Origin of the sequence: Legionella tunisiensis, from assembly GCF_000308315.1 — a bacterium.
Taxonomy (GTDB): domain Bacteria; phylum Pseudomonadota; class Gammaproteobacteria; order Legionellales; family Legionellaceae; genus Tatlockia; species Tatlockia tunisiensis.
Genome location: NZ_CALJ01000205.1, coordinates 1 through 17,724, shown reverse-complemented (window position 1 = coordinate 17,724; position 17,724 = coordinate 1). Strand labels below are relative to the sequence as shown.

The following is a 17,724-nucleotide window of genomic DNA, read 5'->3' as shown; positions in this document are numbered from 1 at the left end:
TTAATCAGATTAATAAAATCCTGCTTTTCTTTTGCATTGGGCAATTCACCATTTAGAAGGAGATAACTGACATCGAGGAAGTCTTTTTCTCGGCTAATTGTTCTATAGGGTAGCCTCTATAAAGTAAAATTCCTTTGTCACCATCAATATAAGTGATTTTAGATTCACACGAAGCGGTGGAGACAAAGCCCGGATCATAGGTAAACATGCCTTGCTCACCTAATTTATTGATATCAATTACTTCATTACCTAAAGTCGGACTATAGATTGGTAAGTCAATTGACTCGTGACCGTCAATACTAAGCCTGGCAATTTTGTTTGTCATTGTGTCTCCTCGTTCATGGCTTGACAGCTTTCTCGCTTACTAAGTGCGCAGACTATATAAAAATGCCCTTCTCCAGTCAATTTAAAGAAGTTGGCAAATTTATCTCTCTATTAATGAATAAGTATGATCCAGTTTGAAGGTTTTTAACAGAAATAAAATGCTAAAAATAAAATGAAATGAGAACGGTCGATAATGGATGAATCATGTTGAAAAATATTAAACTAGCCAAGCCGTGGATGGACAGATTGAAATGCTTGATATGATTCAATTAAAGCCTGCTCTATGGTATCCTCTTAGCTTATTTTCATTTCAATCATTGCATGAGGAAGCGTCCAAACATGGTTTATCTTGCCAAAGAAGTTATACCCGTCAATATTGAAGACGAATTAAAGCAGTCCTATCTGGATTATGCTATGAGTGTCATCGTTGGTCGCGCTTTGCCTGATGTGCGTGATGGCCTTAAGCCCGTTCACCGTCGTGTGCTCTTTGCGATGAGTGAATTAGGCAATGATTGGAATAAGCCTTATAAAAAATCAGCACGTGTCGTAGGGGATGTCATTGGTAAATACCATCCTCATGGCGATACGGCGGTCTATGACACCATTGTAAGGATGGCACAGCCGTTTTCCATGCGTTATATGTTGATTGACGGGCAAGGTAACTTTGGTTCTGTCGATGGCGATTTCGCAGCGGCTATGCGATATACCGAAGTTAGAATGTCCAAAGTCGCTCATGCTTTACTGGCTGATTTGGACAAGGAAACCGTTGATTTTAGCCCAAACTATGATGAAACTGAATTTGCTCCTGTCGTTTTACCGTCACGAGTTCCTAATCTGTTAGTGAATGGTTCATCCGGTATTGCTGTAGGTATGGCGACCAATATTCCACCGCATAATCTGACAGAAGTTATTAATGCCTGTGTTGCTTTGGTCGAAGATCCGGATTTGACACTAGACGATATAATGAATTATGTGCCTGGCCCTGATTTTCCAACAGCGGCAATTATTAACGGTAAAGCCGGTATTCTGCAGGCATACCGTACAGGGCGCGGCCGGATTTATATTCGAGCGCGCACAGAAATAGAAACAGATAATCATTCCGGCCGACAAGCAATTATTATTACTGAATTACCTTATCAGGTTAATAAAGCCCGTTTAGTAGAAAATCGCTGAATTGGTACGTGAAAAGCGTATCGAAGGGATTTCTGGTTTGCGGGATGAGTCTGATAAACAAGGTATGCGAGTCGTTATTGAGCTTAAACGTGGTGAAGTGGCAGAAGTTATTCTGAACAATTTGTATGCTCATACTCAGATGCAGAACGTATTCGGCATTAATATGGTAGCTTTGGTTGATGGCCAGCCTCGTACGCTCAATCTAAAAGAAATTCTTGAGTATTTTATCAAGCATCGGCGTGAAGTAGTGACTCGCCGTACGATTTTTGAATTGAAAAAAGCCCGTAATCGTGCTCATTTATTAGAAGGCTTGGGAATCGCCCTGGCCAATATTGATGAGATGATTGAGTTAATTAAGCAATCACCAACACCTCAAGACGCAAAAGAGGCGTTATTGTCGCGTTTGTGGCAACCAGGTTTGGTCAGGACTATGCTGGAAAATACAGGAAGCGATGCTTGCCGACCAGATGATTTATCCAGTGATTATGGCTTAACTGCAGAAGGTTATCGTTTATCAGAAAATCAAGCTCAGGCAATTCTTGAGTTAAGATTGCACCGTTTAACTGCTCTTGAACAAGATAAGATCATCAATGAATTTAAAGAATTGTTAGGCGTGATTAAAGAATTGTTAGATATTTTGGCTTCCCCGGAACGCTTGATGCAAGTAATTCGCGATGAATTACTGGAAGTCAGAGCCCAGTTTGGTGACGAACGTCGTACAGAGATTACCGCATCACAAGAAGATTTAACGATTGAAGATTTAATTACTGAAGAAGATGTGGTGGTTACTCTCTCTCACCAGGGCTACGTGAAATACCAACCGATTTCTGCTTATCAAGCCCAGCGCCGTGGTGGTAAAGGTAAATCAGCTACCAATGTGAAGGACGAAGATTTTATTGAGCGTTTGGTTATCGCTAGTACTCACGATACGTTGTTATGTTTCTCAAATCACGGGAAATTATATTGGCTGAAAGCTTATCAGTTGCCTTTAGCAAGCCGCATCTCACGTGGTAAACCGATTATTAATATTCTTCCATTGGCAGCAGATGAAGCCATCAACGCCATGCTGCCAGTGCGTGAATATCAAGAAGGTTATTTTGTTTTCATGGCTACCAAGCATGGCACTGTGAAAAAGGTACCGCTTGAAGCGTTTAGCCGGCCGCGCTCTACGGGAATTATTGCAGTGGATCTGGATGATGAAGATCGTTTGGTTGGTGTAGATATTACCGATGGCAGTAAAGATATTATGCTGTTTACAGATGCTGGGAAGGTTATTCGCTTTGATGAAAACCTTGTTAGACCTATGGGCAGAACTGCACGTGGGGTACGCGGTATTCGCTTGGCTGAAAATCAATCAGTTATTTCTCTGGTTGTTGCTCAATCGGAGGGTACGATATTGACAGCTACTGAGAATGGCTACGGTAAACGCACTAATATTGAAGAATATCGTGTATCCGGCCGTGGTGGTCAAGGTGTAATTTCTATCCAAGTGAATGAACGTAACGGCAAAGTAGTACGTGCTCTGCAAGTCTCTGATGGAGATGAGGCCATGTTAATTACTGACAAGGGCACTTTAGTTCGCTTTAAAGTTGATGAGCTATCAATCATTGGTCGAAATACCCAAGGTGTACGTCTTATTAATGTCAGTTCGGGTGAACTGGTTGTGGGCATGCAACGGATAGTAGACATCGAGGAAGAGGATACCGACGAGATGTCAGATTTTGATGAAGGGGATGCTGTAGAAGAACCTAATGATGAGTAGAGGTTATAATTTTGGTGCAGGCCCCTCAATGTTGCCTGAGTCAATTTTAAGGGAAACACAGAAAGAACTTCTAAATTGGCAAAATCTTGATATGTCCGTACTGGAGGTTGGGCACCGTACACCAGAATTCATGGCTTTGATGGAACAAACGGAGCAAGCATTCAGGGAGCTTTTAAAAGTCCCTGCCAATTATCATGTGCTTTTTTAGGTGGAGCGGCACGCACACAATTTAGTATGGTTCCTATGAACCTGCTTGCAGCAGGTGAGCAGTCAGGTTATTTAATTACTGGTCTTTGGTCCACATTGGCTTACCAGGAAGCAGTAAAAATTAAGCAAGCCTATTGTGTTGCAAGTGATGAAGAGAATGGATTTATAAAGATTCCATCGCCAGAAAAATGGCAGATTAAAGAAAATACAAAGTACCTCTATTTTACGCCCAATGAAACAGTAAATGGAGTTCGTTTTACCAAAATACCAACTATTTCAGGAATACCCCTTGTTGCGGATATGACGTCATGCTTAATGAGCGAGCCTATTACTGTGAGTGATTATGGGCTGATTTTTGCCGGAGCACAGAAAAATATTGCAAATGCCGGTTTGACGTTGGTCATTATTAGTGACGAGCTATTAAATGCTTTGCCCGATAATGTCATTCCGACAATGTTTGATTACCGAACTCATTGTTCAACTCACTCACTGTACGCAACGCCACCTACCTTTAATTGTTATCTGGCTGGAAAAATGGCTCAATGGGTTCAGGCTCAGGGCGGTGTTGAGGTGCTGTATGAAATAAATTGCGCTAAGGCTTCGAAATTATATGATTACATCGATGTTTCCGGTTTTATCATTGTAAAATATCCGAGGAAGCGCGCTCTTTAGTAAATATTTGTTTTTCGCTTGCTGATGCGGGTCTTGAAGAGTCATTTTTGTCAGCAGCCAAAGCGCGAGGTTTATATGCTTTAAAAGGCCATCGCACAGTGGGAGGATTAAGAGCGAGTATATACAATACCATGCCGATGGAAGGCGTAGAATATCTGATCAAATTTATGCGAGATTTTGCTAAGGAACACCATTAATGAAACTGATAGATTATGTAAGCAGCCCTGTAAAGGCAGTGCAAGGTGATATTACAGTTCCTGGCGATAAATCCATTTCTCATCGTTCTATTATTTTAGGTGCCATTGCCAAAGGTACGACGACCATCAGCGGTTTTTTAGATGGAGAAGATTGTTTGGCAACTTTAAAGGCATTTCAGTCTATGGGGGTTGCCATCGAGGGGCCAGTAGCACAACGAGTCGTGATTCATGGTGTTGGTAAATATGGATTGCAAAAACCTAAAGGTATTATTGATTGCGGTAATTCTGGTACATCCATGCGTTTACTTGCAGGGCTACTTGCCGCACAGCCTTTTGACAGTGAACTAAGTGGCGATGCAAGCCTGCAAAAAAGGCCAATGGAACGGGTAAGTAGACCATTAATGCAGATGGGGGCTGAAATAATAACAAAGGAAGGACGGCCTCCTTTAATTATTCGTGGCGGGCATGTTTTACACGGTATTACGTATGAAATGCCAGAAGCAAGTGCACAAGTTAAATCTTGTTTATTACTCGCTGGCCTTTATGCCCAGGGTGAAACAAAAGTGATTGAGCCGGGATTTACTCGTGATCATACGGAAAGAATGCTAACAACATTTTCTTATCCTATTCAAAAAGCGGAAAATACGATCATAATCAATTCAGACAGTGAATGTATTGGTACCGATATCATTGTTCCGGGTGATATTTCTTCAGCTGCCTTTTTTATTGTCGCAGCAACAATTGTTCCTGGTTCAGAACTAGTGATACGTAATGTGGGAATTAATCCCACCCGAACAGGGATTATCCAGATTTTAACAGCAATGGGCGCAGATATCAGCTTGAATCACAAGCGTCTTTGTGGTGAGGAGCTCGTTGCAGATCTTCATGTGAAATATGCTCAGTTAGAAGGGATAGATATTCCTTCCGACTTAGTGCCAATTGCTATTGATGAGTTTCCTGTGATTTTTATCGCAGCAGCCTGTGCGAAAGGGCAGACTTTGCTACATGGAGCGCGCGAGTTGCGTTGTAAGGAAAGCGACAGAATTGGGGCCATGGTTGAAGGTTTACAACGTCTAGGCATTGAAGCACAGGCATTTGAAGATGGCTTGTATATTAATGGTGGAGTGCTGCAAGGCGGGGAAGTTAATAGTTTTCATGATCATCGCATTGCTATGGCTTTTGCTATTGCCGGAGCTGTTTCTAAAGCGCCAGTAACAATAAAAAATTGTTCCAATGTTGCAACGTCATTTCCAACTTTTGTAAAAACAGCCAACAAAATACAATTGGCTATCAAGGAAATACATGATGATGTCAGATAAAAATATACCTGTGATCACTATTGATGGTCCTAGTGGTACTGGTAAGGGGACCATTTGCCATATGCTAGCAAACCATCTTGGGTGGCATGTACTGGATAGTGGATGTATATACAGAGTTCTTGCCTATGCAGCAAGAAAAAACGTATTGATTTTAATAATGTTGTGCAAATTGTCGAGCTGGCACATGCACTTGATTTACGTTTTGAAACGGATCCACAACAAAAAACGCGTGTATTGCTCGAAGGGCATGATGTTTTTGATGAAATAAGAAGTGAACTCTGTGGGCAGGATGCGTCTAAAATTGCCGTAGTGCCTGAAATCAGGAAGGCCTTACTCGCTCGTCAACGCGCTTTCGCTTTACCGCCAGGATTGGTAACGGATGGTCGAGACATGGGCACGGTGGTTTTTCCTGATTCAATTTTAAAGATCTATCTGTATGCTTCAGCGGAAGAAAGAGCCTCGCGTCGCTATTTTCAGTTGAAAGAAAAAGGAATTGATGCTAGCCTCGCCGAAGTTGTTGATGAGTTGGCTAAACGTGATGCAAGAGATACTGCTCGTGCGCACGCACCATTAAAGCCCGCAGAGGATGCGGTGATGATCGATACAACTGGTTTGACGATTGTACAAGTGTTCAATAATGTATTAAAATTGGTCGATGAACGCCTGTTTCTACGTTAAATGTGTTTCATAGGGGGAAAGATGAGTGGATCTCATGTTTCTATTTGTTTACTAAAGAGTTTATTAACATGTCTGAAAGTTTCAAAGAATTATTTGAGCAAAGTATCATTGGCGCACAGTTTTATCCTGGAGCAATAATCACCGCAAAAGTCATAGGTATTGATGATGATTATGTCACCCTGAATGCGGGTTTAAAATCAGAAGGGATTGTTGCTGTTGAAGAATTTAAAGACAAAAATGGTGAGTTAGAAGTCCATCTGGGCGACACTGTTGAAGTTGCTTTGGATTCTGTTGAAGATGGTTATGGTGAGACATTGCTGTCAAGAGAAAAAGCCAAGCGTCAAGAAGCATGGCGTAAATTATCTAAATGCCATGAAAATAACGATACAGTAACAGGTCTGATTTCTGGTAAAGTCAAAGGTGGCTTCACGGTTGAAATCGGTTCTATTCGTGCATTTTTGCCAGGTTCTTTGGTTGACGTCAGACCAGTTCGTGATCCATCTTACCTTGAAGGCAAAGAGCTTGAATTCAAAGTTATTAAAATGGATCTGAAGAGAAACAATATCGTTGTTTCACGCCGCGCTGTTGTAGAAGAGGAAAGCAGTGCCGATAGACAAGCTTTACTTGAATCCTTGCATGATGGCCAAATCCTTAATGGTATTGTTAAGAATCTTACTGACTATGGTGCGTTTATTGATTTAGGTGGTATTGACGGCTTACTCCACATTACTGATATTTCCTGGAAGCGCGTAAAACATCCAAGCGAGTTATTGACTGTTGGTCAGGACGTTAAAGTGAAGGTCTTGAGTTTTGACAGTGAGCGCAATCGTGTTTCTTTAGGTATGAAACAACTGGGTAATGATCCTTGGGTTGATTTAGTTGAACGTTATCCTGTCGGTAAAAACTGCATGGTAAAGTAACGAATATCACTGATTACGGTTGTTTTGTTGAGATAGAAGAAGGTGTTGAAGGTTTAGTTCATATGTCTGAGATGGATTGGACCACAAAAACGTGCACCCGAGTAAAGTGGTTTCTATGGGTGATATGGTTGATGTAATGGTTCTTGAAATTGATGAAGAACGTCGCCGTATATCACTGGGTATGAAGCAGTGTGTTGGTAATCCTTGGCACCAGTTTTCACAAACTCATAGTAAAGGACAAAAAGTTCACGGAAAAATCCGCTCAATCACTGACTTCGGAATTTTCATTGGTCTGGATGGTGAGATTGATGGCTTGGTGCATCTGTCTGACATTTCTTGGAATGTTCCAGGCGAAGAAGCCGTTAAGCAATTTAAGAAAGGTCAGGAACTAGAAGCAGTTATTCTGGCTATCGATGCTGAGCGTGAACGTATTTCCTTGGGTTTGAAGCAACTTGAAGGTGATGCTTTCAGCAGTTATGTTGAAGAGTATGCAAAAGGTGCTGTTGTAAAAGGAAAGGTTTCTGCCATTGATGCTAAAACAGTTACCGTTGATCTTGCTCCTGATGTTATTGGAACAATTCGTGCCAATGAATTGTCTGAAGACAAAGTTGATGATGCAACCACACTCTTTAAAGAAGGGGATGAAATCGAAGCAAAAATTATCAATGTTGATAAGAAAAACCGCACGATTGCACTGTCTGTTAAAGCTAAGGATGCTCAAGATCAAGCTGAAGCAATCAAAAATACTCACGTAGTGGGGACGTTGCTTCAACGACTTTAGGTGATCTGCTGAAAGAAAAAATGGCAAATAAAGAGGGTGAATAAACTCTTTGCCTGAATTAAAAAGCGTAGTTAAGCTACGCTTTTTTGTTAAGAGGAATTCTTGTTAATTAACACATGTTCTTAGGCTCAATTGCGAATTAATAATAGGGATCAGTATCAATTTAATTTGCAGCTATTTTAAGGATTAATATAATGCGCCTGCTAATGATGATATTTTATTTAGTATTAATTATATTAGGTGTAAGTTTTGCTGCACTGAATGCTTCTTCAGTACAGGTTAATTTTTATTTTAAAGTCCTAACAATGCCCATATCTGTATTAATGACGGTGATGCTTGGTGTTGGGGCTATTCTGGGCTTTTTGCTTTTTCTATGCCGTTATTGGCGTCTTAAAGTTGAATATTTAAAAATCAAGAGCCAGTTGAAATTGACTGAAAAGGAAATAAAGAACTTGCGAGCGATACCCTTACAGGATCAACATTAAGATGATTGACCCTACTCAGCTCAGAATTTATTATCAGTGAGCGAATTTAAATTGCTAATTTATATTAGAGGCTGTTTGCATTTTTGTTGAGGCTTTTTCTTCGCTGTCCCGAAGCAACGTGGGGAATCTCTTACTGTAAAAAGGATCTTTCACGGTGTTCGGGATAATGACGAGGTTAGACATTATCGTCAGTCAATGTAATAGCCCTAATAAAACTGAACAAATTGAAGTAATGGAGAGCTTTAATGATTAATTTATGGCCATTATTGTTACCTGCTGCAGCCTGGTCTGGTTGGTGGGTTGCTAGCCGTAATTACTCTGGTAAAGAAAAGGGTTTTGATAACCGCCTCTCACGTGAATATGTAGTGGGGCTAAACTACTTATTAAATGAACAACCTGATAAAGCAGTCGATGTGTTTATCAAGTTGCTGGAGGTTGATAGTGAGACAGTAGAGACTCATTTGGCGTTAGGGAGTCTCTTTCGCCGTCGGGGCGAAGTGGATCGCGCTATTAGAATACACCAAAATCTGATTGCCAGGCCGCAATTAAGTTTGGTAGAGCGCAAAGAGGCGTTAATGGCTTTAGGTCAGGATTACATGAGTGCAGGCGTATTTGATAGGGCAGAGCGCATTTTTTTAGAAGTGGTAGAGCAGGGCGGCAGCCGCGAAACATACAGTCTACAAGGCTTGCTTGCCATCTATCAGCAAGAAAAAGCTTGGGAAAAGGCATTGGAGGTCATAAAAAAATTAGAGCTCTCCCTGGGGCAAAGTATGCATATGCAAGCGGCCCACTATTATTGTGAAATTGCTAATCAGGCATTAAAAAGTAATTCTGTTGATAAAGCTCAAAACGCTATTAAACAAGCACTTATTATTGATAAAATGTCTGTGCGTGCTAGCCTTATGCAGGCTTCGCTGGATATGCAAAATGCTCGTTATAAGCAGGCTATACGTTCTTTAAAGCGTGTTCCACAACAGGATCCGGAGTTTCTTAGTGAAATCATTGAGCCTTTAGTGATTTGCCATCGTGAACTGGATGCGATGGATGAATGCGTAGAATACTTACAACAGACCTTAGTCGAGCATCCCCGAGCATCCACCATTTTCGTTATTGCGGAGTTTTTACGCCGTGAAAAAATATGGATGCAGCTATTGATTTTGTATCGGATAAACTTAGTACACATCCGTCCATTAGAGGTTTAAACCGCTTGATTTGCTGGCACTTGGAAACCGCCCACGGTAAGGTGCGGGATAAATTACAAATGCTGTATGACATTACGAGTAAATTTTTAGACAACAAGCCTATCTATCGCTGTGGACATTGTGGTTTTGGTGGCAAACATTTGCATTGGCATTGCCCAAGTTGTAAACAGTGGGGTAGAATGAAGCCAGTCCATGGTTTGGAAGGGGATTAGAGCCGACTGTTAATTTGGGAAAATTGCTGTTGAGTCTAATCAGTTCCCTAATTCAATTTGAGAGAATTATGCAATTCATTGATCTTAAAAACAATATAAATTAATTGAAAAAGATATCTTACGAAGTATCCAAACTGTTTTAGAGCATGGTCAATATATTATGGGACCGGAAATCGCCAAACTTGAACGACAATTGGCGGAATTTTTAAATGTTAGGCATGCTATCGTTAATTCAAGTGGTACAGATGCTTTGCTCATGGCTTTGTTAGCCTTGGAGCTGGAGCCAGGTGATGAAGTTATTACTAGTCCTTTCAGTTTTTTGCTACGGGTGAAGTGATTGCTCTTGTCGGCGCTAAACCTGTTTCGTTGATATCGATCCAAATACGTACAATATTGATGCAACGAAAATCAAAGCAGTTATTACTGAAAAACTAAAGCGATTATGCCAGTGAGTTTGTACGGTCAATGTGCTGATATGACTACAATCAATCAGGTTGCAAAGGAATTCGGCTTACCAGTTATTGAGGATGCTGCTCAAAGTTTTGGTGCGACCTATCATGGTGCGTATTCTTGTGCTTTATCAACAATTGGATGTACCAGTTTTTTCCCATCCAAACCGCTAGGCGGCTATGGTGATTCTGGGGCTTGTTTTACAGATGATGATATTCTTGCCGAGCGATTGATTGAAATCCGTAATCATGGACAAAATACAAGATATTGCCATAAACGAATTGGTATTAATGGTCGTATGGATACCATTCAAGCAGCTATCCTGATTGAAAAAATGAAATTATTCCCCGATGAAATTGCAATGCGCCAACGGGTTGCACAACGTTATGAACAATTGCTTGCTGGTATTGTTAAAACACCATCTGTTATGGAAGGGAATACTAGTGTCTATGCTCAATATACTATCGAAGTCCCTAACCGTGATGATTTTCAGAAGCAAATGCAGGCTTTAGGTATTCCCACAGCAGTTCATTACCCTGTTGCTATGCATCAACAGCAGGCTCTCAGTTCTTTGGGCTATAAAATTGGCGATTTCCCCTACGCTGAAAAAGCAAGTAAACATGTAGTCAGTTTGCCAATGCATCCTTACTTGAGTATGGAAGATCAGCAAAAAATTGCTAATGCGGTTAAAACGTGCCTGGTAAGTGAACTGGCTGGAGTATAATGACTTTGAAACTGATCGTAGCGCTTGATTTTTCAAATCAGCAAGATGCGTTTACTTTGGCTGAGCAACTCGTTCCGAGCCGATGCGCACTCAAAATTGGCAGTGAAATGTTTACTCATTTTGGCCCTGATTTTGTTCGTAATTTGGTAAAAAAGGGTTTAAGATCTTTCTGGATTTGAAGTTTCATGACATTCCTAATACGGTAGCGAGAGCATGTCAGGCGTGTGCCGAGCTCGGTGTTTGGATGGTTAATGTTCATGCTTCAGGTGGTTTAGCAATGATGCAGACAGCAGTAAAGGCTTTAGAACCTTATGGACATGATCGTCCTTTACTCATTGCGGTAACTATTTTAACCAGCATGGATACAGATAATTTACCAGAGATTGGGTTAGAGCCTTCTGTTGATACTCAGGTCAAGCGCTTGGCTAAACTAGCCCTACAGGCAGGGCTTGATGGGGTTGTTTGCTCTGCCTTGGAAGTGCCAATGATTAAAAATACTTGCGGCCAATCATTTTTGACTGTTACACCTGGTATTCGCTTGCCCGGAGATAAATTGAATGATCAGTCGCGGGTGGTGACACCTATACAAGCTGTTGAAAATGGCAGTGATTTTTTGGTGCTCGGGCGTTCAATTACTGCAGCACCAAATCCGGCTAAGGTAGTGAGTGAATTGCTTTCGACAATTTCTGTAAACGATTAACAGTGTATATGGGTAGGTGATCTCAACGCCTACTTGCCGCGACCTTGTTCGCGGCATCCCAAAGATGGTCAAATTAAATCTGGTCTACTATGAGAGAATGATGTCAGACGTATTAAACCATTATTATCTGCAAAATATGGGGATAGACCTCTGGGTGGAGCGTCGCCAAAGATATTCTTCCTGTTCACAACAATTAACTGCGTTGGCACGTGAAGTTGCCTCCTGCATGCGCTGCTCTTTACATAAAACTCGCAGTAAAACTGTATTTTCGCGTGGTAATGCCAATGCTAAATTGATGATCATTGGTGAAGCTCCTGGATTTTATGAGGATAAACAAGGACTGCCTTTTGTGGGTAAAGCGGGCAACTTGCTCAATCAGATGTTACACAGTATTGGCATGGGGGAAGAAGATGTTTATATAGCCAACGTCTTAAAATGCAGGCCTCCAGATAATCGAGATCCAGCAGTGGAGGAAATTATTCAATGCAGCGCCTACCTTGCCCAGCAGATTGATTTTATCAAGCCCGGATTGATTCTGGCGTTAGGGCGCTTTGCAGGTCAATTTTTAGCAAATGAGTTATTACCATTGAATCGATTACGGCATCAGGTACGCCATTATAAAGATACCCCTTTCTTGGTGAGTTATCACCCGGCTTATTTATTACGAAATCCAATAGATAAGAAGAAGGCTTATGCTGACTTGAGAATAGCGAAACAGTTTTTAATGGAAAATTGTGAATAAAAACATTGGATTAACTTTTATTGAATTATTAATAAGTATAACGCTCATTGTCCTTTTGTGTTTCCTCTGCGCACCTGCGGGTGTCATGCTTTATCAAAAAAATCAATTACAGGTTAGAGAAAAGGAGATAATTACCGCATTGTATTATGCAAGGCATACTGCTTTTTTACAGGGAGTCACGCTTGCTTTGACTCCTTTACCTGAATCGAGTGATTGGTCTCAGGGAATGATTCTTTTTGTTGATAATAAAAATCACCGATTCCATTCAAGTAGTAAATTGTTACAGCAATGGCATTGGACGCAATCAAGTATCAAGCTTGGTTGGCATGGTTTTCATTCAAAGAATTACCTTTTATTCAGTTCTGAATTAAAGCATATGGCCGCGAGTGGTCATTTCCTCCTACAAAATCCACAATCGGAGCCGATAAAACTGGTAGTGAATCGATTCGGGCGTGTATTGCGACAACAAAATTCATAATTGATTTCGTTTTATTTTGTTGCAATCAAAGTGAATTTATACGCTATCTTTTTGTAACATACTGTTTTAAAAAACAAAATCGAATTCTTGCTGACCTTTTTAGTGCTTCTTATAAGGCTAATTATTAACCAACATGGGCTTTTATTTTCTTAATACTTACTTAATCTTAATCAGCTATAGTAACAATAGTTTAGATTGTTTAATTAAAAGGCATTGATCGGGATTTAGGTAAATAGCTGGGATGCATAAAAAATTTTGCCAAACAATGCGGGAGTTTTTTATGAATAAAGCAGAATTAATAGAACGATGTGGAATACTTCTCTTGGCTCTTGAAAATCTAGAGCGCAATTGTGTGACTTGCGAAAAAGCAGGAAGCCCAAAAAATATTAGAGAAATCATTGCTTTAGACATAAATGCTATGCGTTTAAAACTCACTGAGAGTTTAAAAAATATTAGGCAATTACCTTCTGAAAGACCTACGGGCGCACCTAGCCAAGCTCAAGAAAATTTTGATAGATTGGAACGTGAATTGTTAGCTGATCAAGTCAAAATATCTGGTCAAAACAGCAGTGCTAATCGCAAATTTGTAGCTGCAGTGAAAGAAGCAGCTCAACTCCCGCAATTTGATCAATTTGATTTCAGTTTAGTAGATGATGAAATACTGCATGCGGCTAATGAAGAGCTTATCTTGCGTGCTGATGGTTCTTCTGGCTTTTTTGGTGGAGGTATCGTCGGTTATAACCAAATTAAAGATGAGATAGCAGATCTTACAAAAACCACTGTAAGTGAGGAATTTGCAAAAATATTTCCAGCCTATATGAAGGCTAGAGAAGATTTATTAACAAGATTACAAAAAGTTAAGGATGCAGTTACAAAATTTAATCAGTTTGGACGAGTTGCTACAAAGCAGAGAAAGGAACAAATTACAGTAATTGGTCGTTTACTTACCACTTTAAAAGAAGAGCATGATGTTGATCTTGAACAGCCACCTTTTGATGGTTTGAAGACTAATGCGAGTAGATTAGATGCTGAAATACGAGGTTTGTTGAGAATTGAAACAATTACTGGTGATTACGTCAAGGCGTGTAGCTCTGCACAACAGCAGTGTAGTGAAAAATTTGCTGCTTTACTGCAAATACAAGAGCATCTTCAAATTTTCGTAGATGAAAAAGTAAAAATAAAAGCAAGAGATCGAGAGCTTGGTTTATTGATTGTTAAGAGACCACCTCACAAATTCCAAGATATTAATACTGGACTTGGGATTATTAAGGAAAATCATAAAAATATTTAGAAGAGAACATGCTGACTCAGCTTGATACTATCTCAAGAGGTAAAATTAAAGGTGCTCAAGTTAAGCAGATAAAAACATACGCCGAAGCTTTGGTTGCGTATGGGCAAAAGAGAACAACCACAGACTATCTTAATGGATCCATTGAACAATTATCTACAGCTTCCAAGCTTGGTGGCGGTACTTTAGCAGCGCTTTTAGGGGTAGGTGTTGGTGGTCTGACATTTGGTGCCGCAAAAACAGGATTCCTTACCGGTATGATTAATCCTTTTGCTGGAGTACAAAACGTATTGACTGGTGCTGCTAGTGTTGGATTGGGTGCTGGCGTTAGTTATATCACTTATATGCTTTGGAAAAATGCCAATCAAGGGGAAGCAGCAGGTAGTTTTGAGGCCTTCCAAGAGGAAATGCATAAGGCAGGCCTCGACAAAAAATATGACGAACTGGCAGGCAATCTGGTTAAACTATTCCATTTACGTGAAGGGTTGCTACTGGGCTTAAAAAATAGTAAGACCAACAAAAGCATGCGAGAAGAATTTATTGTTAGCTTGGATTTACCTAAAGATACCAAAATTGATGATGGCGCTTTAAATATAGCAGTAGAAGTCTATTTCCTGCAGCAACTAAATGTTCTCTTTAATGAGGCCTTTAAGGACATCTATAAGATTAAGGATCAAGAAATACAGGCAGAAAGAGAACAGTATAAAGCAGTGACTTGGCTCAAGAGTTTCTTTGAAACTCCTGAAAAGAGACAAGAATTTACTCAGCAGTTACAAGTTGAGTTTATGGCGCAGACTGTGCTCTTTTTACAACATCAAATGAACGAGCCTGGCTTTTTAGCAGCCTACCCAGCTCTCACTGCTACAGTGGGTGGTTTGATTGCTGCGACGGTTGTTTTAGGTGTCGCCGCGGCAGTTGTTGGAGGCCCTATCACCATAGGTATTTTAAGTATTGCCTTAGTTGCTGCTGCTGTGACTGCCGTTGCAAGCTATTTCGCAGTAACTAAAATTGATACTTTGTACTATAAGCGTGATGCGAAGAACCGTAATGCCCTTCAAGAAACAATTACTATAGTCGAAGATGAGTTAGAGCGTTTGGAGCAGTTAATCCAAAAAGTCAAAGAAACCACCAGAGAAGATATTACGCAATTAGAAAATTATCAAGCTGCAACTTTCATGGAGTCTGTGAAAGAAGTTGTAGGAAACTTGCCTTATTTAGCAGAGATAGTCGAGGGGGTAATCGGAGTCGAGGATAAGCGTAATTATGCTGCAGTAGGATCAGGTGACTCTTGGTTCAGAGAACAAGCTTCCCGATATCGCCATTCTAAACAAAGCGAGATTGATTTGGCAGAGCAACATCGCCGTATCATTGGTAAAGCAATGGAGCAAACAGCGTTAATGCAAGTTAGCTTGGTTGATATGATGGCTAATAGAATGGACAATCATGATTTGAGACGTCTCATTCAGGATACGACTGCTTATTTAAAAGTTGAAAAAACCAAGACTTTATTAAAAAATTTGAATTAAAAGCCAAAATTAGACAACAAGTTCTGGAAATTGTTGCAATTATTCCTCCCTCTCTAGGGGGGGAACCCGCAGCCTTACCTCCCGTATTGGTTGATTTTTATACTCAGCAACTGGGTGGTTCTGTACAAGACTTAGATCTAGCCAGAAAGTTAGCTCCAGTAGTTAAGAGCGACATTCGTCACGATGATAAAGATCATCCTCTTAAAACAGTATTACAAGCTGCTTTTGATTTTAATGCAGAATTGGTGGCTAAAGGTAATCCATATATCTTGATAGGTGACCCAACCTATCGAGCTATTCTTGGTTTGAGAGTGGATAGTGAAAAAGATCGGATTGAAAACAAAATTGATAGCCAGAATGTTCAGGCTTATTTAGATCATTCTTATGAATTTCTGTTATCGTTTTTAAAGCATGATGATCAAGCGACCTTGGATACACCTTATCAACTGAGTGAAGCATTTATCGTATACAGAACCTTATTGATTAAGCAATTGGCTAGTTTAGCAGATCCTAATAACCAGCATGTTAAAAAGGGCGTACGCGCTGCCATTGAAAAATTTGTTAACGAGAAGTTGCATCTTGATCCACAAGTAGTCTTCAATAATGCTTTAAACCAAGCCTTATTTGTTGACGAAACTGTTGTCAACCCTAGACAAATGAAAAACCCTATCAGTGTATCTTGCTCTGTAGCTGCTGTTACCGATGTGACAAAAGCTATCATGACTGATTTGGCTTATGATTCTGCTGCAGTCGTTACTCCGAAAATGCTTATTGAGGAAGAAGCACAAGTGTTTCTACATAGCACTGCTCGTGTTGAGACGATGTTTGCCTACAAGAAAGCTGCTCAGGAATTGAGTCCGGAAGCCACGCCTGCATTCGCCAAGCGAATAAAGGTGGCTATTGTAAATACTCAAGAATTTATTAAGGCAATAGCAGAAAAGCAAACTTTAATTAATTCGGGTGCTCGAGATATCTATATCAAGAGCGTGATCAATCAAGTTGAAGAGATAAGTCTGCAGATTACCAATCTCGAGGAAAGAGTGGGCGTTAATAGTGATCTTACAAAAGCGAAACAAGCATTAGTTGATTTCGCTAGGCAGTTGAGAGATCCACAGCCTATGAAAGGAGTAGAAAGGCCAGTGATTGTTGCTGTACCTAGAGATCTAGCTTTGGATGATTTTATCAAGGATGCTAGGAATTTAAGTACTCAGTTGCTAAAGAAAATCAGTGAGTTACAACAACAGACAGCTAGTAGAAATGGTTTTTTAAACCTTCTTTAGAAACATTAATCAGCCAATTGGATGCGGCAATAGAGCTTGCTAGCGCCTTAGAGACTTTAAAAGACGGTGGAGAAGTTGATCTAGCTTTTTTAACAGATAATGCCCAGCTTTATAAAAGCGATGACTTTGAGCCCTTAATTGGTAAATATGTGGAAAGTATGAATGTCGGTTCATTAGAAAATCTATTTGCTGAGCCTCTGACTAAGAAGCTTGCTTAAAGACGTTTTAAATTAGGCGGTTGGTTTTCATAACCTCCGCCTTTTTTGAAAATTACTTCATTTCAATATAAATCCTTCCTTTATTTTAGATAGCTATTAACGATCTTCTGGTCAGCAGTGTTATAATCGCAGATCCTAATCGTCCTGAATGCGGTTGCCGTCGATTTTAAGCATGTTAATAAAAGTTGATAATTTATTAAATACTCGGAATACTCCTCCTGGAAAGATTGAATCTTGGCTTAGGCATCAAGCGTCACTAACTGCCAAGCTTAAAGCAGAGGCTGGTGAAGCTCAACTTAAAGTGCTTAAACAACACTGGGTAATGCCTAACTGGTGGATAAGTTACTTAGGCCTGCAGACCCGCTGGTTATGCACAGAGATATACT

At 40.3% G+C, this 17,724-nt stretch carries 8 protein-coding genes and 9 pseudogenes; 16 read left to right on the top strand and 1 reads right to left on the bottom strand.

Annotation, left to right across the window (positions count from 1 at the left end; all coding sequences use genetic code 11):
• A pseudogene (locus BN58_RS12330) lies at window positions 1-325 on the bottom strand (citrate/2-methylcitrate synthase); the annotation flags it as partial.
• Window positions 326-663: 338 nt separating this feature from the next.
• Here BN58_RS12330 and gyrA point away from each other — a divergent pair.
• From gyrA to BN58_RS24895, 16 genes and pseudogenes are all read left to right on the top strand, one after another.
• Window positions 664-3,259 (top strand): annotated as a pseudogene (gene gyrA / locus BN58_RS24930) (DNA gyrase subunit A).
• A pseudogene (serC, locus tag BN58_RS37830) lies at window positions 3,249-4,335 on the top strand (3-phosphoserine/phosphohydroxythreonine transaminase). The pseudogenes gyrA and serC overlap by 11 nt, the downstream one beginning before the upstream one ends.
• Window positions 4,335-5,654 (top strand): 3-phosphoshikimate 1-carboxyvinyltransferase, encoded by a 1,320-nt coding sequence (aroA, locus tag BN58_RS12315; protein ID WP_019217099.1) that lies wholly within the window; start codon window positions 4,335-4,337, stop codon window positions 5,652-5,654. The pseudogene serC and the gene aroA overlap by 1 nt, the downstream one beginning before the upstream one ends.
• Window positions 5,641-6,332 (top strand): annotated as a pseudogene (gene cmk, locus BN58_RS24920) ((d)CMP kinase). Before aroA ends, cmk begins: the two are co-directional and overlap by 14 nt.
• Before the next feature lie 68 nt (window positions 6,333-6,400).
• Window positions 6,401-8,077 (top strand): annotated as a pseudogene (gene rpsA / locus BN58_RS37040) (30S ribosomal protein S1).
• Window positions 8,078-8,227: 150 nt separating this feature from the next.
• A complete protein-coding gene (locus BN58_RS12300; RefSeq protein ID WP_019217096.1) occupies window positions 8,228-8,518 on the top strand; it encodes a lipopolysaccharide assembly protein LapA domain-containing protein in 291 nt (96 codons plus the stop codon).
• Window positions 8,519-8,763: 245 nt separating this feature from the next.
• A pseudogene (gene lapB, locus BN58_RS24910) lies at window positions 8,764-9,932 on the top strand (lipopolysaccharide assembly protein LapB).
• Window positions 9,933-10,000: 68 nt separating this feature from the next.
• Window positions 10,001-11,106: pseudogene (locus tag BN58_RS24905) on the top strand (DegT/DnrJ/EryC1/StrS family aminotransferase).
• Window positions 11,106-11,806 (top strand): annotated as a pseudogene (gene pyrF, locus BN58_RS24900) (orotidine-5'-phosphate decarboxylase). The pseudogenes BN58_RS24905 and pyrF overlap by 1 nt, the downstream one beginning before the upstream one ends.
• A 100-nt stretch (window positions 11,807-11,906) precedes the next feature.
• Complete coding sequence (locus BN58_RS12280) at window positions 11,907-12,548, top strand: uracil-DNA glycosylase (protein WP_026069440.1); 642 nt, start codon at window positions 11,907-11,909, stop codon at window positions 12,546-12,548.
• Window positions 12,541-13,026: a pilus assembly FimT family protein gene (locus tag BN58_RS12275; protein ID WP_019217093.1), complete on the top strand. Its 486-nt coding sequence runs from the start codon at window positions 12,541-12,543 to the stop codon at window positions 13,024-13,026. The genes BN58_RS12280 and BN58_RS12275 overlap by 8 nt, the downstream gene beginning before the upstream one ends.
• Before the next feature lie 280 nt (window positions 13,027-13,306).
• Complete coding sequence (locus BN58_RS12270; protein ID WP_156812511.1) at window positions 13,307-14,317, top strand: hypothetical protein; 1,011 nt, start codon at window positions 13,307-13,309, stop codon at window positions 14,315-14,317.
• An 8-nt stretch (window positions 14,318-14,325) separates the two neighbouring features.
• Entirely contained in the window at window positions 14,326-15,840 is a 1,515-nt protein-coding gene (locus BN58_RS12265; protein WP_019217091.1) for a hypothetical protein, read from the top strand.
• Between the two features lie 86 nt (window positions 15,841-15,926).
• Complete coding sequence (locus BN58_RS12260) at window positions 15,927-17,120, top strand: hypothetical protein (RefSeq protein WP_019217090.1); 1,194 nt, start codon at window positions 15,927-15,929, stop codon at window positions 17,118-17,120.
• A 17-nt stretch (window positions 17,121-17,137) separates the two neighbouring features.
• Window positions 17,138-17,338: a hypothetical protein gene (locus BN58_RS12255; protein ID WP_019217089.1), complete on the top strand. Its 201-nt coding sequence runs from the start codon at window positions 17,138-17,140 to the stop codon at window positions 17,336-17,338.
• 172 nt (window positions 17,339-17,510) lie between these two features.
• Window positions 17,511-17,724 (top strand): annotated as a pseudogene (locus BN58_RS24895) (hypothetical protein); the annotation flags it as partial.